This window comes from Parasphingomonas zepuensis (genome assembly GCF_036663735.1).
Taxonomy (GTDB): domain Bacteria; phylum Pseudomonadota; class Alphaproteobacteria; order Sphingomonadales; family Sphingomonadaceae; genus Sphingomonas.
Genome location: NZ_JAXOJO010000008.1, coordinates 50670 through 74161 on the forward strand (window position 1 = coordinate 50670; position 23492 = coordinate 74161).

A 23492-nucleotide genomic window follows, 5' to 3' on the forward strand; every position below is an offset into this window, starting at 1 on the left:
GCCACATGACCACCGCCAGCAAGGTCCTCGACCGCGTTCTCGTGCTCGAAATGGTGCGCGTCACCGAAGCCGCGGCGATCGCCGCATCGAAGCTGGTCGGCCGCGGCGACGAAAAGGCGGCGGATGCCGCCGCCGTCGAGGCGATGCGCGAGGCGCTGAACGAGCTGTACATGGACGGCACCGTCGTGATTGGCGAAGGCGAGCGCGACGAAGCCCCGATGCTGTTCATCGGCGAAAAGGTCGGCTCGGCGATCGGCACCGGCCCGAAGATCGACATCGCGCTCGATCCGCTCGAAGGCACCACGATCTGCGCCACCGCCGGGCCGAACTCGCTCGCCGTGCTTGCCATCGCCGAACAGGGCGGCCTGCTCAACGCGCCCGACGTCTATATGGACAAGATCGCGGTCGGCCCGGGCTATCCCGAAGGCATCATCGATCTCGACAAGTCCCCGACCGAGAATGTGAAGGCGGTCGCCGCCGCCAAGGGCGTCGAGCCCGGCGACATCATCGCGTGCGTGCTCGATCGTCCGCGCCACGAGAAGCTCATCGCCGAGCTGCGCGCGCTCGGCTGCGGCATCATGCTGATCGGCGACGGCGACGTGGCCGGCGTGATCGCGACGACCAACCCCGACACCACGATCGACATCTATCTCGGCTCGGGCGGCGCGCCGGAAGGCGTGCTCGCCGCGGCTGCGCTCCGCTGCGTCGGCGGCCAGTTCAAGGGCCGGCTGCTGTTCCGTAACGATGACGAGCGCGCCCGTGCTGCCAAATGGGGCGTGACCGATCTCGACAAGCAATATGACCTGACCGAACTGGCCAAGGGCGACTGCATCTTCGCCGCGACGGGCGTGACCGACGGATCGCTACTCGCTGGCGTGAAGCGCAAGGCCGGCGTGATGACGACCGAGAGCGTTGTCATGCGCGCAAGCTCGGGCACTGTGCGCTGGGTGAAGGGCGAGCACCGCCTCTAGGTTAGGGCTCGATCGCCATCACGCGGCGATAGGTTTCCAGCTGGAGAGCGCGGTCCCGCGTCAGCGTGGTGGCCGAGCCCGCCTGCATCGGCACATACATCGTGCCCTGCCGGGTCGCATAGATCCCGCCGATCGCACTCCGCTCGGCGTCGCGAAACGCCAGCCATGCGCGTTGCGATCGGCGGAGTTGCTGTGCGGCGCCGGCCGGCAGGCCGCGCAACAGGGCAGTATAAGCGACGTTCATCCGCTGGTCGTAGGACCGCAGCGCGCTCGCCTCGCACCCGGTCTGGCCCGCCGTCGATGCATTGGCGGCGGCGCTCAGGCAGCGGTTCAGCGCTGTCGCGGTCGGATCGGCGCGCTGCGCCGCCGCTCCCGAAGCGCCTGCAAGCAGGATCGTGGCCAGCGCCGATGCCTTCCCGATAAACCGCATCGTTCCGTTTCCGCTCATACCCAGCCTCCCGTCAGATATTGCCGCGGCGCCGCGCCACCAGCACGCCGCCGATCGTCATGACGATCCCCAGGCCGATCAGGAACATCGCCAGCGCGTTGCTCCCCACTTCGTCGTTGTTGGCAGCGCTGATCGCGCGGGCTGCGGCATCGGCATCGGTCGCCGTCATGGCGGTGGCGAACGCCGTTTCGTCGCACCGTCGCAGCATCTCGAGGCCCTGGTCCTTCATCCGCTCCTGGCAGCGCGCCGTGGTAGCGGCATCGGCCCCCGGCGCTCCGCCGTTCAGCTTCATGACGGCGCCCGCGACGAGCATCAGCACACCCAGCACGATCAGGATCAACGGGTTCTTCTTCATGCATATCCTCAAAAAACGTCAGCGCGGGGCCGCACCCCGCGGGGATCGCCGCCCGGCCGCACCCTGGGGGCGCGGCTGGGCGGCGGCCGATCAGGCGCCCTGCCTGGATTCGCCCGGCTTCATGCCGGCCGGGCATGCGCCCGCATACGTCGATTCAACCGACGACTTGATCGGCGTCTGCGCGGCGGGCGGCAGGTTCGGGCCGCTCATCTTGGTGGTCAGCTCGGTACGATAGCTCGACGCGAAATCGCCGCTGACGGTGCCGGCGATCGCCATCGTCATCCCGTTCGACGCGCATTCCATGTCGATCGCGTAGCCGGAGGCCGTGGGGCTCACCAGGTTCTTGGAGCAATTCTGGCCGGGCTGTGCCGGCGGTGCGAACGGATTGCTGCCAGCGGCGGGCTCACCCATGCAGACTTCCATCTTGACTGGCTGCGGCATGCCGGCTGCGGTAACGGTCATCTTCCACAAGCCGGCCTTGGGCATCTTCGATACGGCAGCTACCGCATCAGTGCCGGCGGCCGTATTTCCCGCCGCATGGTCGCTCTTGCCGGAGCACGCGCCCAGCGCGAGAAGGCTTGCCGAGGCAGCCATGAGGATCATCCTGTTCGCGTACATCCGTTATCCTTTTGCCGTTCATCCAGTCGCACCCGGCACGCCGGGCGCCCCGCACCAACGCAGGTGGACGGAAAAAGACCGAAGAAAAAATCGGCATTTTTGTATCGTCCGGATACGTCTGCGCGCCGGCTCTGCTATCTCGGCCACCCGGCAACGACCGGATCAGGAGGACATATGGCGCCCGTGCGAGTCGATCCCGAAAAGGTTCACGAATTCAGCGATGCGGAGCAGTTCTACGCCTGGCTCGGCCGGCATCACGCCAGCGCTGACGAGGTGTGGATCAAGATCCACAAGGTCGCCTCCGGCCTCCCGTCGATCACCCCGAAGGAGGCGATCGACGTGGTGCTGTGCTGGGGCTGGATCGACGCCATCCGCAAGGGGCTCGATGAGACCAGCTATCTCCAACGCTACACGCCGCGCACCGCGAAGAGCATCTGGAGCAAGATCAACATCGACAATGTCGCTCGCCTGACGGAGGAGGGCCGCATGACGGAACACGGCCATAGGCAGGTTCAGGCGGCCAAAGCCGATGGCCGCTGGGACAATGCTTACGGCAGCGGCAAGGGGATGAAGATTCCCGACGATCTGCAGGCAGCGATCGACGCCGAGCCGGGGGCCAAGGCGATGCTCGCGAAACTGACCGAGCAGAACCGCTTCGCCCTCGCCTTTCGCACACACCACATGAAGACCGAGGTCGGCCGGAAGCGGAAGATCGCGACCTTTGTCGAGATGCTGAAGCGCGGCGAGACGATCTACCCGCAACGCGAGCGGTAACGTCCCCGGAGACGCGCGCTACTGTCATCGACGCGCAATATTCCGGGCCGATGGCGGCCGCCACAAAGGCGAAGGAATATCATGCACAGCGTTGGAGTCGGCCCAGAGTCGACTGAAGAGTCGGCAGCCGTGCCGATTTCCGGCATTTCCCGCCGGTCGGTTCTGGCGGGGGCGGGAGCCGCGGCGCTGTTGTCGATCGGGGCGCGGGGCTCCGCCCGGCTTCCTCAACGTCTGTTCACGCTTGGCGTCGCCTCGGGCGATCCGGCGCCGGACGGGGTCGTGCTGTGGACCAGGCTGGCGCCCGAGCCGCTGGCCGCCGATGGCGGAATGACGGCCGCCGCCGTTCCGGTGCGCTGGGAAGTGGCAGAAGACGCGCGGTTTGCCCATGTCGTCCGTTCGGGCAACGCCGTGGCGCGCGCCGAGCTCGGCCATTCGGTCCATGTCGAGGTCACCGGGCTTCGCTCGGCACGGCCCTATTTCTACCGCTTCATCACGGGCGGCGAGGCAAGCCCGGTCGGCCGCACCCGCACCGCGCCCGCCGCCGGCGCTCAGGTCGATCGCCTGCGCATCTGTTTCGGTTCCTGCCAGAAATATGAGGCAGGCCATTATGCCGCCTATCGCCATATGGTGGCTGACGATCCCGATCTGATCCTGTTCCTCGGCGACTATATCTATGAAGGCGCGCCGAACCCGAAGGACGCGGTCCGGCTGCACCAGAATCCGGAACCGCTCGATCTCGCCGGCTACCGCGCCCGCTACGCCACCTACAAGCTCGATCCGTTGCTCCAGGCGGCACATCACGCCGCACCCTGGGCGCTGACCTGGGACGATCACGAAGTCGACAATGATTACGGCAGCGCGCGGGACGAAAACAACGGCGATCCCGCTGCCTTTCTGCTCCGGCGCGCGGCCGCCTATCAGGCCTATTACGAACATCAGCCGCTGCGCGGCGTCTCCCGCCCGAACGGCCGGGGCATGCAGCTTTACCGCACGCTCGACTGGGGCAGCCTCGCGCAGTTCCAGATCCTCGACGACCGGCAATATCGCGGGCTGCCGGCCTGTCAGCCGGTGGGACTCGCTGCCAGCCACCTGAAATATCGCAGCCTGATCGATGCCTGCCCGGAACTTGGCGATCCCGGCCGGACGATGCTGGGGGCGCCGCAGGAGCGCTGGCTGATGGACCGGCTGGGGAAGACCGGCGCGCAGTGGAATATCCTGGCCCAGCAGACGCTGATGCATCAGCAGGCGCGGATCGATTCGGCGCATCCCGAGCGCGGCAACCAATATTCGGCCGATAGCTGGTCGGGCTTCCCCGCCGCGCGAGACCGGATCTTCCGCCGCTGGGCTGAGGCAGGCACGCGCAACCCGCTGGCGCTCGGCGGCGATATCCATGCCTTCGCCGCCGCCGACATCCGCGATCCGGCCAGGCCCGACGGTCCGCCGATCGCGGCCGAGTTCGTCGGCGGATCGATCAGCTCGCTGTCGAATGACGGCAACTTCAAGCGGATGGCCCAGGCTGACGGTATCGGTTTCGCCGAGGAAGCGGTGCGCGGCTATGGCCGGGTCGATCTTACGCCGCGCGGCGGCGGCGTGGTCTTTCGCGGGCTCGCCGATTCCCGGCTGGAGAATTCGTCGATCGCGGACATTGCGCGCTTCTCGCTCCAGCCCGGTCAGCCGGGGCTGCATGCCGAGGCCATATAATTTATGAAACCAGCAACACTTTGTCACAATAGATACACGAAACCATCATAACGGCCTCCCAACGGCAAGACGGCCGCACGCACATATAAACACGTCCAACGTGTAACTCTTCAACTCCATTTGCGAGATTGAGGAACCGTGCTTCCGCGCCATCACAAAATTGGGGGTTATACCTGATGATTTCTTCATCTTCTTCGCGCTCGACCAGGAAGCTCGGCGGTTTTCTGATGCTCACCGCCAGCCTGCTGCCCTTCGCCTCGATCGCGCAGGCCGAAACCCCCGTATCCGCCGCGGCTGCGGCGCCCGCCGCCGACGAAACGCCCGCTGACGGCGCCGATGGCCAGGCCGATATCACCGTCGTGGCGCGCAAGCGGACCGAGAATGTCCAGCAGGTGCCGATCCCGGTAACCGTCATCACCGCGACCGAGCTGACCCGGCAAAATCTCGTCAACTTCACCAATTTCCAGTCGAAATTCCCCGCCTTCTCGGTCTACCTCACCAACCCGAAGCAGCTGAACCTGGGCATCCGGGGCATTGGCAACAACGGCTTCAACACGGACGGTATCGATGGATCGGTCGGCATCTTCGTCGACGGCGTCTACACCGGCCGCCAGGGCATGGTGTCGAGCGACTTCAACGACATCGCCGATGTGGAATTGCTGCGCGGCCCGCAGGGCACGCTGTTCGGCAAGAACACCACTGCCGGCGCGGTGATCATCAACACGCTGAAGCCGAGCTTCGATCTCGGCGCGACGGCCGAGGCCAGCGTCGGCAATTTCGGCTTCCACGAATTCAAGGCGAGCGTCACCGGCCCGCTGATCGCCGACAAGCTCGCGGTGCGCCTGTCCGGTTTCTACAGCGATCGCGACGGCACCTATCACAACATATTCAACGGCAAGGATCAGAATGCCCGTCAGGGCTGGGGCCTGCGCGGCCAGATCCTCGCCACGCCGACCGACAATCTCTCGATCCGCCTGATCGGGACGCATGGGCGGCAGAGCTTCCCGACCATCTCGCCGGTGATCCTCTCGGTCTATAACCCGGCCGCGCTGCAGGCGCGCATGACGGCGGCGGGCTACACCCTGCTCACCTCCAATGCGGAGGACCGGCTGATCAACATCGACAGCCCGCTCAACGCGAAGACCAAGCTCGATTCCGGCAGCGCGCAGATCGATCTAGGCCTGGGCAAACTGGGCGATCTCACCTCGATCACGGCCTATGAAGCCTGGTCCTGCTTCACCAACAACGACAATGATTACACCCAGCTCGATGCGCTTGCCGATTACGGCTCGTGCAACAAGGAACATCAGTTCTCGCAGGAGCTGCGCTGGTCGAGCCCCAAGGACCAGCCGATCGAGGCAACGGTCGGCGGTTTCCTCAGCCGCCAGCGCCTGCAGGTGGATTCGCGGGTCCGCTTCGGTACGCAGTACAATATCTGGGCGGCCAACCCGTCGGCCACCCAGTTCCCGACGCTCGGCGGCAAGACCTGGGCGCAGGGCGCTTATGCCGCTCAGCTGACCGGCGCCGGCTTCCGCAGCCAGGCGGTGTTCCACACCGATACCGACGCGCTGTTCGGCAACGTCACCTGGCATCCCGACGAGGCGCGCCGCCTCGCCATCGATATCGGCCTGCGCCAGACCTGGGAACGCCGCTCACAGCTCTATGACGGCGTCGTCGCGTCGAACCCCGGCGGCCTGACCACCGCTCAGCTCAGGGCCTTGTCGCCGAGCGGCGCCAACGCTCAGCTCGGCCATGTCGATACCAGCCTGAAAGACAGCTCGCTGTCGGGCGAGATCGGCGTCAACTACCGGGTGACGCCCGATGTCTTCGTCTACGGCAAATATGCCCGCGGCAACAAATCGGCCGGCTTCAACCTGCTGCCCTACAACTCGACCAACCCGGATTCGGGCGTCGCCTCGGCGATCGCACTGGGCGCCGCGCAGACCGTGAAGGGCGAGACGGCCGACAATTTCGAGATCGGCGTGAAGAGCGAGTTCTTCGATCGCAAGATCCTGCTCAACCTCACGGCCTTCCACACCAAGGTGCGCGATTACCAGGCGAACCAGGCGGTCGGCGTCGGCAACACAGCGCTGAAGTTCCTCGCCAATGTCGGCTCGCTGACGTCGAAGGGCATTGAGCTCGAAGCGCAGACCTGGCTGTTCCCGGGATTCCACACCAAGGGCTTCGTCGCCTATGACAAGGCGGTCTATTCGTCCTTCCACAATTCGGTCTGCCCGGGCCAGTCGACCGCGCTGACCTGCGACCTGACCGGTCGCCAGGTGGCATGGGCGCCGGAATGGACCGCGGATTTCACCGCCGATTACACGCATCGCATCACGGACGATGCGAAGCTCTACGGCCTGGTCGACATCAACTGGCGTTCGAAGCAGAACACCACGATCACGCTCGATCCGGCGGCCGAGATCAAGGGCTATGCCCTGGCCAGCGCCCGGGTCGGCACGCTGCTGATGAACGACAAGCTCGATCTGCAGATCTGGGTCGAGAACCTGTTCGACAAGGCCTATTACATCAACCTGCTCGGCTATACGAAGTCGACGGGCATCATCCAGGGCTATCCCGGCAACCCGCGCACCTACGGCCTCACCGCGCGCGTACGCCTCTGAATCGCGGGCGCTTCGTCCGGACCGGGATCACCCGGTCCGGACGGATCACCGCGCCCGGTCAGCCGCTGAGCCGCGCGAGATCCTCGGGCAGCAGCGTCTGGCCGCTGCGATCCTTCACCGCGGGCAGTTCCTCCACGCGCGCGCGCCAGGCGGCAAGCGCGGTCAGTTCCGGCGCGATCGGCAACCCGGCCGCGGCGGCAAAGACGAGGCTGGCGAACAACGTTATGTCGGGCATGGTGAAGGTCTCGCCGGCCAGGAAAGGCCGCTCGCGCAGCACCGCGTCGAAATAGGGCAGGTTCGCGACGGCCTCGGCCCCGCGCCGCTCGCCCCATTCCTTCGCGCCGCTCCAGTCCGGCTTGCGCCACGGCCGCAGCGCCGGGCCGAGCCCGGACGTGCCGTAATGGAAATAATCGTCGACTGGCTCGAGCAGCAGCATCTCCACACGGCGCTGCATCATGTGGATGATCGCCTTTTCGCGCGGCGTCCGCCCCGTCAGGATCGGATCGCCGTCGAGATTGTCGAGATATTCGGTGATCGCGGTCGATTCCGAAATCACCAGCCCGTCTTCCAGTTCGAGCAGCGGGGTCTTGCCGATCGGGTTGAGCGCCAGGAACGCCGGCTGCTTCTGCTCGGCGGCGATCAGGTCGACGCTGACGAACTCGACGTCGTCGTTCATACCCTTGGCCGCAAGCACGATGCGGATGCGCGCTGCATTGGGTGTTCCCTGGCGATCATGAAGCTTCATATGATTCCCTATCTATCAGTAGATAGGTGCGGTATAGCGATAACGACGCCGGGTCTGTCAAGCCAGTCTGCGATCGGTGTAAGGAACCCCATGCTGGATACGCGCGAAACGATCATGGCCGTTGCCCGGACGACTGCTCAGGCCCATGGCTATAACGGCCTCAGCTTCCGGGAGCTCGCGCGCGCCGTCGGCGTGAAGAGCGCCAGCATCCATTATCATTTCCCGACCAAGGGCGATCTCGGCGCGGCTCTGGCCCGGCGCTATGCCGAGGACGCCGCCGCCACGCTCGATCGGCTATGGGTCGAAACGCCCGATCCGGCGGCATGCCTGCAGCAATACGCCGCGGTATTTCGCCTGGCCCTGGAAAACGACAACCGCATGTGCCTGTGCGGCTTCATGGCCGCGGAATATGACGATCTGCCGGAGGCCGTGCGGGTCGAGGTGCAGGGCTTTGCCGATATCAACATCGCCTGGCTGGCCCGGGTGCTGGTCGCGGCCGACCCGGCCGGTGACGCCGCCGCGGCCGAACGGCGGGCACGCGCGATCTTCGCCGCGATCGGCGGTGCGCAGCTCACTGCGCGCAGCCGCGGCGACATCGCCGTCTATGACGAGATCATCGACAGCTACCGCGCCGCCGGCCTGATCCCGTCCTAGGCGCCCCGGCTCAATTCGGCGCCTTGCTGTAGGGCACGAAGTCGCCCAGCGTGACGAAGCCGCGCTCGAACCGCGATCCCTGGTCGAGCAACCGGATCGAATCGAGGCTGCACAACTGATCGCCCTGGGTCTTGCTGACCAGGATCGCGTCGTCGTCGAGCGAGTCGGCCCCGATACGCGGGCGGTTGACGTAGATCTTGCTGCCGACGCGGTAGAGGATCGCGGTGCCGTCGATGATCTGGCTGGAGCTGATGCCGATCTGGCTGATGCAGCTGACCGGCTTCTCGGCGACGCGCCCGGCCAGCGCCTTGGCCAGCGCCGCCTCGCCGCGCGCCGTGTCGCGCTCGGCCGCAAACGCCGGCACCGCCGAACCGATCAGGGCCGCGCCGAGCAGGAAGGAGGAAAGGATGCGCATGGTGATCTGCCTTTTTCCAGATGAATGGCCCCGGCGCGATCCGATGGTCGCGGCGATGCCCGCCCCACAACATGGGTGGCACGGCGCCGGGTGCGAGCTAGACATAAGTATGATCCGCCCCAACCGAAAGGGCGCCTGCGGCAGCGAAAGCCGCCCGGACGCGCAGTCGGAGATCAGGAATTATTAACCTTGTTATGCGAAGCGCGGAGCTATGCCCGCCTCCGCCACTTCCGCTCCCGCGCCGCTTCGCCGGGAACGCCTGGTCGCGGCCCTGAACCTGGCCGTGGTGCTGGTGTTCATGGCCTATGTGCTGGATCATCGCGGCATCGCCTTCGCCAGTTTCGCCGCGCTGCTGAGCGGGTATCTCCAGATGACGATCGTGCTCGCCTTTGCGGCAATCGTCTGCTTCACGGCGTGGCAGCTCGGCCGCGCCGGCGTCGCCAGCGGCTGGGCCGGCGCACCGGGCCAGGCGACTGGCGCGGCGCTGCGCCGCCGGCTGCGGGAAGGCGGCCTGTTCGCCCTGCTGTGGCCGATGCTGCTGTTCCCGCTGCTGATGGCCAGCTTCAACGCGTTCAAGCAGCGTATCCTGCCCCAGGCCGGCTTTCACTTCGACGCCAGGCTCGCCGCGGTCGACCGGCGCCTGTTCGGGGTCGATCCGGGGCTGTGGCTGCACGACAAGATCGGCAGCCCCGCCGTCACGTATATGCTCGATACGATCTACCATGCCTGGTTCTTCCCCATGGCGATCGGTGTCGCGCTGGTCGCCCTGTGCGCTGGCTCGCGCACCCGTGCGCAATATATGACGGCCTATGTCGGGATCTGGATCCTGCTCGGCGCGGTCGGGGCCTATCTCGTGCCGGCGGCGGGGCCCTGCTTCTATGACGCGCTGGTCGGTCCCGTCGGCGCCGAGCCCTTCGTGCGGATCAACCATATCCTCGCAACGCACCAGGCGGCTAACGGGGAGATCCTGTCCTCGGTCCAGATCAAGCAGATGCTCCTGACCAGCTACAACAGGCCGGTGCTGATCATGGGTGGCGGCATTTCCGGCATGCCATCGGTCCACAACGCGCTCGCGGTACTGTTCGCGCTCGCCAGCTTCCGCATCAACCGCACGGTCGGGTTGTTGATGAGCGGCTATGCCGTGCTGATCGCGATCGGCTCGGTGTATCTCAACTGGCATTATGCGATCGACAGCATCACCGGCGCGCTGGCAGCCATCGTCATCTGGGTCGCTGCGGGCCGACTGGTCGACGGGTTGTTGTACGGGCGCTGGCTCGCCCTGTCCTGGCGCGCGCCGGTGCTCGCCGCCCCGGTCGCGATATCGCCGGGCTGATCGGACTGCCCCATTCCTTCCGGCCCCGTTCCTGCCAGCCCCCGTTCCTGCCAGCCCCGTTCCTGCCAGCCCCCGTTTTGCCAGCCGTCCCTCGGCTCGTCGCATTGTGGAAAAGAAATGATCCGGGCATTGGACCCGGAAGCGCTTTCGCGCGCTTTGCAAATCGCAAACGGGCATCGCCGCTGACGGCTACGCCAAAATCCGCCGGGCCCTCCGACGCCTTTTGACGCATCGATGAACGGGCAACGCACCGCGGGCGCCGGGCGAACCGGCGGTCGCGGCAACACGAAAGATCGCGTTATGATTTCCCTATTCGCCGCCCTCGCGCTCGCCGGCGCGCCGCAGGCGGCGCCACAACCCGATGCAGTGGTCGGCCGCTGGAAGACCGAGACCCGCGGTGGCATCGTCGAGATCGCGCGGTGCGGTCCGTCGATCTGCGGCCGCGTGCTGACCTCGGATGCGCTGCGCACCAATCCGAATTTCAAGGATTCCCGCAATCCGGACGCAAGTTTGCGCAACCGGCCGCTGCGCGGTCTCCAGATCCTCGGCGGCTTCAAACAGCAGGACGGCGGCTGGTACGGCGGCAAGATCTACAATGCCGAGGACGGCAAGACCTATAACGCCGAAATCACCCTCGCCGGCGCGAACCAACTCAAGCTGCGCGGCTGCGTGTTCAAGCCGTTCTGCAAGACCCAGACCTGGACCCGAGTGGGCTGATCCCATCCCGGCCATCGGTGCGTACTGCTTACAGGAATACCATCATGTCATATCTCAGGACTTCCCTCCTCACCGCGTCCACCCTCGGCGCGGTGTTCGCCGGCGCGGGCGCGGCCCATGCCCAGGCCTTTTATCTGCAGGAACAGTCCGCGCGCGGCGCCGGCCGTGCCTTTTCGGGCGAAGTGGCCGATACCGGGGCGCCGTCGCTCTGGTGGAACCCCGCCGCCATCGCGGGCACTAGCGACGCCGAGGCGGTGGTCGCCGCCGCCGCCATCCTCCCGCGCAGCCAGGTCGTGGACACCGGCACGCTGATCGCCCGGCCCGGCCAGCCCTTCGCGCCGGTCGGCGGCCAGTCGGAATCGCGCAATCCCATTTCCAACGGCGTGCTCCCGTCGGGCGCGATCGCGATTCCGCTGAGCGACCGGGTGGCGTTCGGCCTCGCCGTCAGTTCGCCCTACAGCTTCACCACCGATTATGATTCCGACAGCTGGGCACGCTATTCGGCCGATCGCACCAAGCTGCTCACGATCGATATCCAGCCGTCGATCGGTGTCGCGCTCACTGATTGGCTGCGCGTCGGCGCGGCGCTGAACGTCGAATATACCGATGCGACCCTCAGCAATGCGCTGCCCAACGTGCTCGCCACGCTGCCGGACGGACGGCAGGAGCTGAAGGGCAATGGCTGGGATCTCGGCTGGAGCGCCGGCGTGCAGCTCCACAATGATGTCGTGACCGTCGGCATCGCCTATAAATCCGGCATCAAGCACACGTTGAAGGGGGACGTCACGATCAGCGGCCTGGTCGGCCCGCTCGCCGGCTCGAACGGGACCGTATCGGATATCGAGGCGCGCTTCAGCACGCCGGCGCAGATCATCGTCGGCGCCCGGCTGAAGGTCGCGCCGCGGGTGACCCTCAATGCGCAGGCAGTGCGCTTCACCTGGGCGGATTTCGATGCGATCCGGCTCGGCGCCCCGCTTAATGCGGCGATCCCGGAGCTCTACCGCAACAGCCTCAGCGTGGCGGGCGGCGTCGATTATGAAGCGACGCCCCGGCTGACGGTGCGCGCCGGTGTCCAGCGCGGCCAGACGCCGACTCAAACGGGCGACCGCGATGCCCGCGTGCCGGATTCGAACCGGTGGAACTACGGCATGGGCGCCAGCTACAAACTGACTTCGCGCTTCGCGATCGATGCCGGCGCGAATTACGTGTCGTTCGAGGATCAGAGCATCGACCGCAACACCGCAGCCTATGTCGGCACCGCGGCGCAGACGCCGATCCTCACCTCGGGCGAGATTCGCAACGCGCACGCCGTCGTCCTCTCGCTGGGCGGCCGCGTCACCTTCTGATCGTCGGCGGGGATCGGGCAGGCCCCGGTCCCCGCGATATTACCCCCATTTATGGCACTACCCATGTTGGGGCAGTGCCGGCCCCGTAACGACTTTTCCGCGGCTAGGAAGCGCCTGTGGACAGCATGAAAGTGCGGCATCCCCGCCGGTCGGCCGATGGCGGAGGATGAGTTCAGCCAAGCACCGGCCGAAAGGGGGATCGACGACATGAGCATGCCCGGCTTCACCGCCACCAACAGCCTCGCGCCCAGCACCTCGGCTTATTATGGCGGCCCCAGCCTCCTCGTGGAATCGGACGGCATGGTCGAGCCGCAGTTCCTGGATTTCATCCGTGAGGCGATCGAAGCGATCAAGGACGGCATGTCCGCGGCGGCGCGCGCCGCGATGAACGGGCTCGGCGACGTGATCAGCAACATGCAGGGCGGCAGCGGCTCGCGCGGCTTCGCCTGCAGTTCCTGGATCGGCCAGTTCATGCGCTGCGACGGCCGAAGCCCGAATGCAAGTTACGCCCAGATGGTGCAGAAATGCATCGAGTCGAACCGAACGGATTCCGGCGGTGCCGTCAAATGCGCCACGGTCGTCTCCGCTTTCTATCCGCTGATGAAGACGGTCTGCTCCGAAGGCGGCAATGTCGGGAACATGCTCAACGACGTCTGCAAGGGCACCTGACGCCCCCGCGCCACGCCTTACGCGCGCCTGATCGGCGCCGTCACGGCCCCGGGCACCCGCCCGGCATATCTGCTTTCGGCGCGGGCATGGCCCGCGCCGCGGGGCTCCTGTCATCACCTTCATGTGCGGATGAGACCAATGCGTGTCGCGTCGCTTCCCTATCTGCGCCCGCGCCAGTCGCATCGGACACCGGCATGAGCGGCGATCTCAGCCCGACTCCCGACGAAATGACGCTGCGGCGGCTGCTGCACGACGTTTCGCCGGCCGATTTCCTGTCCGGCTATTGGGGCGACAGGCCCCTGCTCGTGCGCCGCGGTCAGCCGCTGTTCTACCAGCATTTGCTGTCGCTCGCCGACATCGACACCCTGCTCTATGCCGGGCGCCTGCGCCCGGGCGAATACCGCCTGTCCCAAAGCGGCGAGGGCGTGGATCTCCAGTTCCGCGGCCGGGACGAGATGAACAAGGCGCCGCCCGTCACCGAATTCTACCGGGCGTTCGAACAGGGCCAGGCGATCGTCATCCACGGGCTGCACAAGCGCCTGCCCGCCATGGCCGTCGTCACGCGGGAGCTGGAACGCGCGCTCGCCTGCCCGGTCACCACCAATGCCTATCTCTCCCCGCCGGACGGGCAGGCCTATCCCAAGCATTACGACACCCACGACTTCTTCATCTTCCAGCTCCACGGCACGAAGCGCTGGCGCCTGTTCGGGCCGGGCAACCGCGTGCACCCCGTCCGCCGCATGATCGAGCTCGCCGAACGGGCGCTGCCCGCCGCGGACAGCTGGGAAGCCGGGCCGTTCATCGAGGAATTCGATCTCGGCCCCGGCGATCTCCTCTATGTCCCGCGCGGCTTCGGCCACGAAGTGGTCAACCGGGAGGAGATATCCCTCCACCTCACCGTCGCGCTGCACGGCCTTACCTGGCTCGACGCGACCGAGCATGCGCTCGCGCGCGACGCGCTGGATTCGGACCGGCTGCGCGCCGCGATCCCGCTCGTCCTTGCAGCGGACGGCACCGGCACGCACGATCTTGCCGCCGCCCCCGAAGCGGTGGCGCGGGTCGGTGGGGAGTTCGATCTCGCCCGCGGCATCGCGCTCTGGCACGATCGCTATCGCGGCGGACAGGAGCCCGTTCCGGACGGCTATTGGGCGGCGCTGGATCGCGCCGCGGCCCTCGGCGAGGCAACCCGGTTGCGCCGTCGCACCGGCCTCGTCGCCGCGGTCGAGATCGCGGCCGACGAGGCAGTACTGCATTTCCTGGAGGATAGCGTCAGGCGCCCGCTCGCCGCGCGCCCGGCGCTCGATTTCCTCGCCACCGCCGACGGATTCGCGGTCGGCGCGATCCCCGGTCTCGCCTCTGCGGCCGAACGCGCCGGGCTTGCCGGCGAACTCGTCCGCAAGGGTTTCCTCACGATCCCGCCGGGTTCCGCGGCGGACGGCCCCGCTGCCGCCATGACGCCAACCGCCATCTCATCCCGACCATCCGAAGGAGGACCATCAATGACCTATGCCACGCAGGATGCCGACCCGCGCATCGCGCCGATGAGCGACACGCGCGATCATGCCAGCCCCGCCGGTTCCGGCGGATGCGGCTGCGCGAGCTGCGCCGACGGGCCGGTCGATCCGGGCCATGTCTATGCGATCGGCCGGATCAACGCGCGCTTCCCGTCGATCGATATCGAGAAGGAACTGGCCCAGGTCGTCCGCTCGACCGAGACCGTGAACCTGTCCGATCGCGAAGTGCTGCATCAGGTGCTGAGCCAGCCCGACAACGCCTATATCGCGCGCGAGATGTGCTGGGTGTTCAGTGTCGGCGGGGTCGAGACGTTCACGATCCTGCCGAAATCGGGCATCGAACTGGCCGAGCTGATAGGCTCGCTCGGCCTCGGCTCCGATCCCGGCGCGACCAATGTGCTGATCGGCTCGCGCTCGGCCTTGTCGATCCCGGCCAGCGCCTGTGGCGGGCTGTCGCTGCCGACGGTGATCGCCAGCAAGATCTATTCGTTCAGCATCGACGAATTCGTGAAGGCGCTGCCGCTCGATCAGGGCCAGGTCGCCGCCGGCAAGGATCTGCTCAACCGCATCACGCAGCTGATCGACAATGTCGGCGATCTCGACGAACACCGCGCGGTCAATTATCTCGCGATGCGCTATCCCGCGATCTACAGCCTGGTGGTCGAGAATTACGGCCGCGATCTCAGCCTGCAGGGCGTCGGGATCAGCCCGGTCTCGACTCGGTCACAGCGCCGCCTCGTCGATGTCACGCTCCGCTTCGTCAGCCGCAAGACCGACGTGCGGGAGCTCTACGCGGCGCGCGTCGACGTCACTGGCATGTTCCCCTTCATGGTGAGCGCGCTGCGCCCCGTCTTCGAAAAGGACTGATCGTGCTGGCCGCGCCGCATGCCGGAGCCATCCGGTGACCCGGCCGGCGTTCGCGCTGGCCCGGCTCGATCGCCTGATGGACCGGGCGGGCGGCGCGGCGGGGGTGCGGATCGGGCTGATCGACGGCGCGGTCGAGGGCAGCCACCCGGCGCTCGCCACCGCCCGGATCGAGACACCCGCCGGAGATGGGGACGGCGCGCGCTGCCTGCTCGCCGACAGCATCGGCTGCCGGCACGGCACTTTCCTCGCCAGCCTGCTGGTCGGCAACGGCGCGCTCGACATCCACGGCATCTGCCCGCAGGCAACGCTGGTCAGCCTCCCGGTCTTTGCCGATCTGCCGGCCGGGGCAGGCGCTCCCGCGGTCAATCCGGCGCTGCTGGCGGCGGCGATCCACCGCCTGATCGATGCCCGGGCCGATGTGATCAATCTCAGCGTCGGCATCGCTGCCGGCAGCCCGCGGCCGATCCCCGAAATGGTCGAGGCATGCGATCGCGCACGCGCGACCGGCACTTTGCTCGTCGCTGCCTCGGGCAATCAGGGGCGGCTCGGGCCGGTCTGGCTTTTCGCGCATGATTGGGTGATCCCGGTCGCCGCCTGCCTGGCCGACGGCGCGATCGATCTGCGCTCCAACCTCGGGCCCGGCATCGGCCGCCGCGGCCTCCGCGCTCCTTCCGGCGTGCGCGGCGCGGTGGCGCCGGACGGCGCTGGCATCATGGGTGGTTCAAGCGTCGCCACCACATTCGTCACCGGCACGCTGGCGCTGCTGCGCGCGCTCCATCCGCGGCTTCCGGCGGCCCGGCTGCGGGAGGCGCTGCTGCTCGATCCCCGCCGGGTCCGCAGCATCGTCCCGCCGTTGCTCGATGCCGCCGCCAGCCTCGCCTGGCTCGAACGGCGCCATCCATCGGCCGGGGTGGCGGCATGATCGTCTTCCACAGCCTGCCCAAGGCCGCCCGCCGCTTCCTCACGGTCAAGCTGCTGGCCGAATTGCGGCGCAAGCGGACGAAGCAATATTACGAACCGATGCAGCTCCTTTCGGTGCAGCCGCCCGGCCAGTTGCCGATCCTGTTCGAGCCCGCGGGCGAGCCGCTGTCCCGCTTCGATCTGACCCATTTGCGCAAGATCGATTTCTCCTTCGGCGTGTTCGCCGCGGAGCGTTTTCAACACGTGGCCGGCGATTATTCCTTCACCTTCATCCGCCACCCGGTCGACCGCTTCTACTCGGCTTATTATTACGGAAACCACCATCTCACCTGCCCTCCAGCCCAGTCCGGCGTCGGCACCGGCCGGGTGCGCTACCGTGAGCGCTATCCGGAGATGGTCGCGCTGTTCAGCCAGGATCTGGCGGGCTTCGTCCGCCACTTCCTCGATTGCGACGGCCAGATCCGGTTCGATCGCGACGGCACGATCTACGGCCCGATCGACGAGATTTTCTATCTGCCGAAGAATCTGGACCAGCACGACATGGTCGGCGTGGTCGAACTGATGGACCAGTCGCTCGATCTGCTCAACGCCGGCCTCGGCATCCGCATCGCGAACGACCGCCGCATCAACCAGGGCCCTCCCCGCCCCACGCGCCTGTGGGGCCGGGCGGCGCTGACGCGCTTCTTCGCCAAGGATATCGCGTCCTTCGAACACTATCGCGCAAAGCTGGCCATCGCGCGCGCGCACGAAACCCGGGCGGCTGCCATTTTCTAAATGCGATAGTGCCCGATCCCGTCCGTCGCTCGTTGCCGACCCATGATTCCCGATAACCTGCTGCCCGATCCCTATATCCTCGTCCTGACGGGCCTTGGACTGCTCATCGCCCTTGTCGCCTGGCTGCCCCTGGCGCTCAAGCGACTGCCGCTGTCGCTGCCGATCGTCTGCATCGGCATCGGCGCGGCGCTGTTTTCCTTGCCGCAGGTGACGTTGCGCCCCCTGCCCCTGCTCTATCCCGAGATCACCGAACGCTTCGCCGAGTTCGTCGTCATCATCGCGCTGATGGGAGCGGGCCTGAAGATCGATCGCATCTTCAACTGGCGGCAATGGTCAGTCGCCTGGCGCCTGGTCGCGGTGACGATGCCGCTGTCGATCCTCGCCATCACCCTGCTGGCCGGCTGGACGATGGGACTGCCTTGGGCGATCGCGCTGCTGCTGGCAGCCAGCCTCGCGCCGACTGATCCGGTACTCGCCGCCGATGTCCAGGTGGGCCCACCCAAGACCGGCGAGGAAGATGAAGTCCGCTTCGGCCTGACCTCGGAGGCCGGCCTGAACGATGGCTTCGCTTTCCCGTTTGTCCATTTGGCGGTCGTCCTCGCGGCGGTCGCCGGGACTAACCAGCCATGGTTCTTCGAGTGGCTGGGATACCGCGTGCTATGGGAGATCGGCGCCGGCGTCGTCGGTGGCTGGCTCATCGGCCGCCTGTTCGGCTGGCTCACCTTCCACGTGCCGGCGGAAACGAAGCTGGCGAAGACCGGCGACGGCCTGATCGCTCTCGCCGCCACCTTCGTGTCCTACGGCCTGACCGAGATCATCCATTGCTACGGCTTCCTTGCGGTGTTCGTAACGGCCCTCAGCTTCCGCCACACGCACCGCGAACATGATTTCCAGCGAGACATGCATGACGTGACCGAGCAGGTGGAGCGGCTCGCGATGATGATCCTGTTGTTGCTCTTCGGCGGGGCGATCGTCAGCGGCCTGTTCGCGACGATCGGCTGGATCGATATCGTCGTCGCCTTGGTCATCCTGCTCGTCATCCGCCCCGTGACGGGCCTGATCGGCCTGACTGGGCACCCAGCCGCCCGCGGCGAGAAGCTGACCCTCGCCTTTTTCGGCATCCGCGGCGTCGGGTCGATCTACTATCTCGCCTACGGCCTCAACCACATGCAGATCGACATCGCGGAGCGGCTATGGGGCGTGGTCGGGCTCGTCGTCCTGCTGTCCATCCTGTTGCACGGCCTGACGGTCACGCCGATCATGCGAACGCTGGATCGGTCCCAGGGCCGCGATCCGGATGCCGATCTCGACGCTGAGCCCGCCGCCCAAACGACATGACTGGGGATCATTCTCTGGCGCGATACGCGTCCGGGATGACGAACACCGTATCGGCGCGTGCATAGCCGCCGTCCTTGACCTCCTCGATCAGCACCATCGTGTGCGGGCGGGCTGCCTCGGTGAAATATTCGGCCAGCATGTCGGTGGTGCGGTGGACGATCTCCTCCTTCTGCGCGCGAGTCAGGGCTGCTTCGGGTACCTTGAAGTTCACGAACGGCATTGGTTTTCTCCTTGTCGAAATGATGGTCAGACGGCGTGGGCCAGCCGGCGGTCGAGCGCGAAGCGGCCACCGCCGCGCAGCGCGATGGCCAGGGCGACCAGCCCGAGGATGATCGGATATTCGATGCCGCGGTCGATCCACGGATAGGTCGGCCCGAGCACCAGGCAGATGCCGACCATCTGCAGCCCAAAGGCCAGAGCGAGGGCTCGCGTGCCGAGGCCAAGCGCCAGCAACGGTCCGCCCACCCCTTCGAGCAGCGCGATGACGAGGCCGATCTGCGGCGCGAACGGCAGGCCGAGCACCGTATCGATCAGCCGGATCGAGCCGGCCATCGGATCAGCCATCGATCCATGCGGCAGGCCGAACAGCTTGGGCAGGCCATGAGTCATCAGCGTCAGGCCGAAACCGATCCGCAGCGCTGCATAGGCCAGCGGTTCGCCCGCCGCCTGAAGGCGCGCCAGCCCGTCCGCACCGGGCATCATGCGCCCGACGCTCGGGCGGGGTGCAGCAGATCGGCATGGCCGATCCGGTGCAGGAACTCCTCGCGCACCCGGTCTATCACGGCGAAGCTCACCGCCGCCCCGTCGCTGGCGGGATCGACATGCACCCTGAGCGGCCGCGCGCCGGCGGGCATGGCGACCAGGTCGACCACTGCCCGCCCCACCGCGCCGGGGTCGGCGTCGCCCGGCACGGTGGCCGCCAGCGCTGCCTTCATCGCGTCGGCGAAACCCGGGGCATAGGCATCGTCGTAGGCCGCTGTGACTGTGGCGTCGGCGGGAGCCCCGGCATGGGCGAAGTGGTTGGTGCCGGTGGTGAAGGCCCCCGGCACGACGATCGAGGTTTCGATCCCGAGCGGCGCCAGCTCCTTCGCGTAGCATACCGCCAGCGCATCCATCGCCGCCTTGGCCGCGAAATAAGGGCCGAGCAGCGGCGGCACGCCGCCCGCGACGCTGCTGCTGCCGATCCAGATCAGCAGGCCGCTGCCCGCCGCGCGCATCGGCGGCAGGATCGCCCGGTTGACTCGCTGGGTGCCGAGCACGTTGATGTCGTACAGCTCGGCAAGCTGCTCCGGCGTGAAGGCTTCGCCCGGCCCCCACACCATATGGCCGGCATTGTGGACGACCACGTCGATCCGCCCCTGCTCGGCCAGGATCGCCGCCGTCGCGGCCGCGATCGACGGCTCGTCCTGCACGTCGAGCTCGATCGTGCGCAGGTCGATACGGTGCTCGGCGGCATAGGTGGCGCTCGCCGCGACTGCGGCCGCGTTCCTCCCGCCCGTGCCGCGCATCGAGGCATAGACGCTGTGTCCCGCCCGGGCGAGGCCGCGCGCGATCATCTTGCCGAAGCCGCTCGACGCGCCGGTGACGAGGATGATGCTGCTCATCAGATCACACCGCCATTGGCGCGGATCACCTGGCCGTTGATCCAGCCGCCATCGGCGCTTCCGAGGAAGGCGACGACACGCGCAATGTCGTCGGGTTCGCCGAGGCGGCCGAACGGGTTCATCTTCGCGATGGCGGCGATTTGCTCGTCGGATTTGCCGTGCAGAAACAGGTCGGTCCCCACCGGCCCCGGTGCGACGGCGTTGACCGTGATGCCGCGCGCGCCCAACTCCTTGGCAAGCACATGAGTCAGCGCCTCGACCGCTGCCTTGGTCGCGGCATAGACGCCGTAGCCCGGCTGGTAGAGCCCGACGACGCTCGACGAGAAGCTCACGATGCGCCCGCCATCGGCCAGCCGCCTGGCTGCCTCGCGCATGCCGCGGAACACGCCGCCCAGGTTCGTCGCGATTTGCCGCGCAAAGGCCTCGTCGTCCTGCTCGGCAATGGGCCCAAGCGTCATGATGCCAGCATTGTTTACCAGCATGTCGACTGGTCCGAACGCCCGTTCGGCGGCATCGAACAGCGTGCGCATGCCCGAGGGCTCGGCGATGTCCGCGGCGACTGCGATGGCGCGACCGCCCGCCGCCGCGATGGTGCCGACAACCTCTTCGGCTGCGTCCCGCCCATGTGCGTAATTGACGACGACGGCGAACCCGTCGGCTGCGAGCCGCCGGCTGATCGCGGCCCCGATACCCTTTGATCCGCCGGTGACGATGGCGGTGCGTGCGATGTTCGACATGCTGAGTCTCCTTCGCTGAGGAGATAGGCTTTTCCAGATCCGGGATAATCGCTCGTGAATTGACAACTATGTTCGGAATATCCGAACAACGGCCATGGACCATCTCCAATCGTTGCGCCTGTTCGCACGCGTCGTCGAACGCCGCAGCTTCACCACGGCCGCCGCCGATCTCAACGTCCCTCGCTCGACCGCGACGGAGGCGATCCGCCGGCTCGAGGGGCGGCTCGGCGCGCGGCTGCTCGAACGGACCACCCGGCACGTCGCGCCGACGCCCGACGGGCAGCTCTATTATGAGCGCTGCACCGCAATCCTCGCCGAGCTCGACGATGCCGAGGCAGTGCTGCGCGACAGCGAACCGCATGGGCGGCTGCGCATGGATGCGCCGGGGCTGCTGACCAGGACTTTCCTGCTGCCCGGCCTGCCTGCCTTCCTGGCGCGCTATCCCCGCATCCAGCTCCATATCGGCCAGACCGACCGGCTGGTAGATCTGGTACGCGAAGGCGTCGACTGCGTCCTCCGCGTCGGCGAGCCAGTCGACAGCGGCCTGATGCTGCGGCGGCTCGGCATGATCAGCGAAGTCACCGTCGCCAGCCCGGACTATCTCGCACGGCACGGCGTGCCGCGATCGATCGACGATCTCGCCGGTCACAGGATGATCGGCTTCCTGTCGTCGCTGACGGGCGACGTGATGCCGCTCGAATTCACGGTGGACGGCACGCCCCATGAAGTGCGCCTGCCGGTGCAGGTCAGCGCCAATCATTCGGATACCTCGGCCGATCTCGCCCGCGCCGGGCTCGGCCTCGTCCAGGCCCCACGCTATCGCTTCGCCGCCGAGCTGGCGGCGGGAACCCTGGTCGAAGTCTTGGCCGATCATCCGCCCACACCAACGCCGCTATCCGCGCTCTATCCCCACAACCGGCATCTCGCCCCGCGCCTGCGCGTCTTCCTCGATTATATTACCGACATCTTCCGCCAGGCCGCGCTGTAGCGCCGAGCTTGATAGACGGTCGGCGAACTCCGGCGCGTCGGCGAATGGCTCAACCTATGGCTGGTTTTCGGGCGGGGAGATCTCGACGAGGCCATCCGCGACAAGTTCATCGAGGATCGCGTGCAGGCCGCGCTCGCAGGTTTCCCGGTCGACGGCATAGATGGCGACCAACGCGTCACGGATTTCCCCGACAGTCCGCGGTTGCTCGGTCAGGGCCCAGACGCGCGCCGCCGAATCGTTGAAACTGTAGCAGGTGCCGTTCTCGATGCTGAGGGCGACCGTCTCTCCGTCGACATCCGCCTGGAGAAGCTCGCCCGTTCGCCTCACCACCATGTTTTCGCGCACTGTTTCCTCGTCTGCAAAAGGTCGCGGTGCGACGCGGGAAACGCTACTGCCAGCCGACCGGGCCGTCTATTGCAAATAGATCGAGGGGCCCCACCGAACCTGTCAGGATTTGTGGCGCCGCCCGCTCGAAATCGTCAGCCGCCCGTGCCGAACCACCGCTCGCGGTCGGCCGCACGGCCAAGCCGCACCAGCGTGCTGGCAACGACCAGCAAGGCGGCGGCGATCACAGCCACGGCAATGCCGTTAGCGCTCGTCTGACGGGCGTGGATGCCGGCGAGCGCCCACAGGAATATCAGCGCGTACCAGGGATTGCCGCGACCGTTCCAGATCGCCGCGCTGGCGATCACGCCACCCGATGCCACCACCGCGGCCCCAGCCAGCGGCGCCGTCTCGCCCGGATCGACACCGTGGAATTTCAGCGACGCCGCGATATTGACGATCGTCGCCGCCGTCAGCCAGGCGGCAAGGCCGCTCAGCGGCAGCGCGACGAGGAACTGCTCGCCCCGCGTCAACCGCCGCGGCAGGGTGGCGAAGCGCCGATAGCAGGCGAGCAGGCACAACAACGTGCCCGTGATGATCACCACCGACAGCGCGTTCAGATCGACGAACTGCGTGTAGAGCGCCCACAGCGCATTGCCCAGGAAAGCGCCGGCGCTCGCCCAGCCGATCCTCGCGAGCAACGCATTGGTCCGCTGCGCCGGGAGAAACTGATAGATCGCGTAGGCAAGAGATCCCGCGTAAAGCAGCCCCCAGATCGAGAAGGCCCAGCCCGCCGGCGTGATCGCGGTGCGCACGGCATCGGATCGCTCGCCGATCGGCTCGCCAAGCCCGAGCGACGGCAGCAAAGTGACCAGCACCTGGAGGATCGCCAGCAGGAGGATCGCCGTGCGCTGCAGGTCGCTGCGCCTGGCAGGGTGAGAATAGCCGATGGATGTCATGCAGCGCGAACGTCGGTCGAGCACCCCGGGTTCCGGACCGGATGGTCGGCCCTCAGACCCCCGCCAATGGTCGCGGTGGGCAGGGCCGCTGCCTGG

At 67.0% G+C, this 23492-nt stretch carries 25 protein-coding genes; 14 read left to right on the forward strand and 11 right to left on the reverse strand.

What is annotated here, in order from left to right; translation table 11 throughout:
- Positions 1–5 precede the first annotated feature (5 nt).
- Positions 6–971: a class II fructose-bisphosphatase gene (glpX, locus tag U1769_RS22965; protein WP_332720429.1), complete on the forward strand. Its 966-nt coding sequence runs from the start codon at positions 6–8 to the stop codon at positions 969–971.
- 1 nt (position 972) lies between these two features.
- Here the strand turns inward: glpX and U1769_RS22970 are convergent, their stop codons facing one another.
- The 3 genes from U1769_RS22970 to U1769_RS22980 form a co-directional block, all read right to left on the reverse strand.
- On the reverse strand, positions 973–1401 hold the full coding sequence (locus U1769_RS22970; RefSeq protein ID WP_332720430.1) for a lysozyme inhibitor LprI family protein: 429 nt from the start codon (positions 1399–1401) through the stop codon (positions 973–975).
- A 31-nt stretch (positions 1402–1432) separates the two neighbouring features.
- Positions 1433–1774 carry a hypothetical protein gene (locus U1769_RS22975; RefSeq protein WP_332720431.1) on the reverse strand — a complete coding sequence of 114 codons (342 nt, stop codon included), beginning with the start codon at positions 1772–1774 and terminating at the stop codon, positions 1433–1435.
- A gap of 90 nt (positions 1775–1864) precedes the next feature.
- Positions 1865–2392, reverse strand: coding sequence for a DUF3617 domain-containing protein (locus U1769_RS22980; RefSeq protein WP_332720432.1), 528 nt, complete (start codon positions 2390–2392; stop codon positions 1865–1867).
- A gap of 174 nt (positions 2393–2566) precedes the next feature.
- Here U1769_RS22980 and U1769_RS22985 point away from each other — a divergent pair, with 174 nt between their 5' ends.
- The 3 genes from U1769_RS22985 to U1769_RS22995 all read left to right on the forward strand — a co-directional run bounded on the left by U1769_RS22985 (position 2567) and on the right by U1769_RS22995 (position 7491).
- Complete coding sequence (locus U1769_RS22985) at positions 2567–3166, forward strand: YdeI/OmpD-associated family protein (protein ID WP_332720434.1); 600 nt, start codon at positions 2567–2569, stop codon at positions 3164–3166.
- Between the two features lie 81 nt (positions 3167–3247).
- A complete protein-coding gene (locus U1769_RS22990; RefSeq protein WP_332720436.1) occupies positions 3248–4867 on the forward strand; it encodes an alkaline phosphatase D family protein in 1620 nt (539 codons plus the stop codon).
- Positions 4868–5094: 227 nt separating this feature from the next.
- The gene (locus tag U1769_RS22995) at positions 5095–7491 is read left to right on the forward strand and encodes a TonB-dependent receptor (protein WP_332720437.1); all 2397 of its coding nucleotides are present in this window, start codon (positions 5095–5097) and stop codon (positions 7489–7491) included.
- Between the two features lie 58 nt (positions 7492–7549).
- Here the strand turns inward: U1769_RS22995 and U1769_RS23000 are convergent, their stop codons facing one another.
- On the reverse strand, positions 7550–8236 hold the full coding sequence (locus U1769_RS23000; protein WP_332720438.1) for a glutathione S-transferase family protein: 687 nt from the start codon (positions 8234–8236) through the stop codon (positions 7550–7552).
- Positions 8237–8326: 90 nt separating this feature from the next.
- On the opposite strand from U1769_RS23000, the gene U1769_RS23005 reads away from it, so the two are divergent.
- On the forward strand, positions 8327–8890 hold the full coding sequence (locus U1769_RS23005) for a TetR/AcrR family transcriptional regulator (protein ID WP_332720439.1): 564 nt from the start codon (positions 8327–8329) through the stop codon (positions 8888–8890).
- Positions 8891–8900: 10 nt separating this feature from the next.
- On the opposite strand, the gene U1769_RS23010 is transcribed toward U1769_RS23005, so the two are convergent.
- On the reverse strand, positions 8901–9305 hold the full coding sequence (locus U1769_RS23010) for a hypothetical protein (RefSeq protein ID WP_332720440.1): 405 nt from the start codon (positions 9303–9305) through the stop codon (positions 8901–8903).
- A gap of 211 nt (positions 9306–9516) precedes the next feature.
- Between U1769_RS23010 and U1769_RS23015 the strand changes: the two genes are divergently transcribed.
- From U1769_RS23015 to U1769_RS23050, 8 genes are all read left to right on the forward strand, one after another.
- Positions 9517–10638, forward strand: coding sequence for a phosphatase PAP2 family protein (locus U1769_RS23015; protein WP_332720441.1), 1122 nt, complete (start codon positions 9517–9519; stop codon positions 10636–10638).
- 300 nt (positions 10639–10938) lie between these two features.
- Positions 10939–11355, forward strand: a complete 417-nt coding sequence (locus U1769_RS23020; protein WP_332720547.1) for a DUF2147 domain-containing protein — start codon at positions 10939–10941, stop codon at positions 11353–11355.
- Positions 11356–11399: 44 nt separating this feature from the next.
- Positions 11400–12701, forward strand: a complete 1302-nt coding sequence (locus tag U1769_RS23025) for an OmpP1/FadL family transporter (RefSeq protein WP_332720443.1) — start codon at positions 11400–11402, stop codon at positions 12699–12701.
- A 207-nt stretch (positions 12702–12908) separates the two neighbouring features.
- Entirely contained in the window at positions 12909–13370 is a 462-nt protein-coding gene (locus U1769_RS23030; RefSeq protein ID WP_332720444.1) for a hypothetical protein, read from the forward strand.
- A gap of 194 nt (positions 13371–13564) precedes the next feature.
- Positions 13565–15751, forward strand: a complete 2187-nt coding sequence (locus U1769_RS23035; RefSeq protein WP_332720445.1) for a cyanobactin maturation protease PatG family protein — start codon at positions 13565–13567, stop codon at positions 15749–15751.
- A gap of 34 nt (positions 15752–15785) precedes the next feature.
- Positions 15786–16673 (forward strand): S8 family peptidase, encoded by an 888-nt coding sequence (locus U1769_RS23040; RefSeq protein ID WP_332720446.1) that lies wholly within the window; start codon positions 15786–15788, stop codon positions 16671–16673.
- A complete protein-coding gene (locus U1769_RS23045; protein WP_332720448.1) occupies positions 16670–17446 on the forward strand; it encodes a sulfotransferase family protein in 777 nt (258 codons plus the stop codon). The genes U1769_RS23040 and U1769_RS23045 overlap by 4 nt, the downstream gene beginning before the upstream one ends.
- A 42-nt stretch (positions 17447–17488) precedes the next feature.
- A complete protein-coding gene (locus tag U1769_RS23050; RefSeq protein WP_332720450.1) occupies positions 17489–18784 on the forward strand; it encodes a cation:proton antiporter in 1296 nt (431 codons plus the stop codon).
- Positions 18785–18791: 7 nt separating this feature from the next.
- Here U1769_RS23050 and U1769_RS23055 read toward each other — a convergent pair whose 3' ends face one another.
- From U1769_RS23055 to U1769_RS23070, 4 genes are read right to left on the reverse strand one after another with little or no spacing between them, the layout of a single operon-like run.
- A complete protein-coding gene (locus U1769_RS23055; RefSeq protein WP_332720451.1) occupies positions 18792–19004 on the reverse strand; it encodes a tautomerase family protein in 213 nt (70 codons plus the stop codon).
- Between the two features lie 26 nt (positions 19005–19030).
- Complete coding sequence (locus U1769_RS23060) at positions 19031–19486, reverse strand: DoxX family protein (RefSeq protein WP_332720452.1); 456 nt, start codon at positions 19484–19486, stop codon at positions 19031–19033.
- Positions 19483–20388, reverse strand: coding sequence for an SDR family NAD(P)-dependent oxidoreductase (locus tag U1769_RS23065; RefSeq protein ID WP_332720453.1), 906 nt, complete (start codon positions 20386–20388; stop codon positions 19483–19485). The genes U1769_RS23060 and U1769_RS23065 overlap by 4 nt, the downstream gene beginning before the upstream one ends.
- A complete protein-coding gene (locus tag U1769_RS23070; RefSeq protein ID WP_332720454.1) occupies positions 20388–21125 on the reverse strand; it encodes an SDR family oxidoreductase in 738 nt (245 codons plus the stop codon). Before U1769_RS23070 ends, U1769_RS23065 begins: the two co-directional genes overlap by 1 nt.
- A gap of 94 nt (positions 21126–21219) precedes the next feature.
- On the opposite strand from U1769_RS23070, the gene U1769_RS23075 reads away from it, so the two are divergent.
- The gene (locus U1769_RS23075; RefSeq protein WP_332720455.1) at positions 21220–22113 is read left to right on the forward strand and encodes a LysR family transcriptional regulator; all 894 of its coding nucleotides are present in this window, start codon (positions 21220–21222) and stop codon (positions 22111–22113) included.
- 54 nt (positions 22114–22167) lie between these two features.
- Here U1769_RS23075 and U1769_RS23080 read toward each other — a convergent pair whose 3' ends face one another.
- A complete protein-coding gene (locus tag U1769_RS23080) occupies positions 22168–22458 on the reverse strand; it encodes a PqqD family peptide modification chaperone (protein WP_332720456.1) in 291 nt (96 codons plus the stop codon).
- A 134-nt stretch (positions 22459–22592) separates the two neighbouring features.
- Entirely contained in the window at positions 22593–23396 is an 804-nt protein-coding gene (locus U1769_RS23085) for a TspO-related membrane protein (protein ID WP_332720457.1), read from the reverse strand.
- Between the last annotated feature and the right edge of the window lie 96 nt (positions 23397–23492).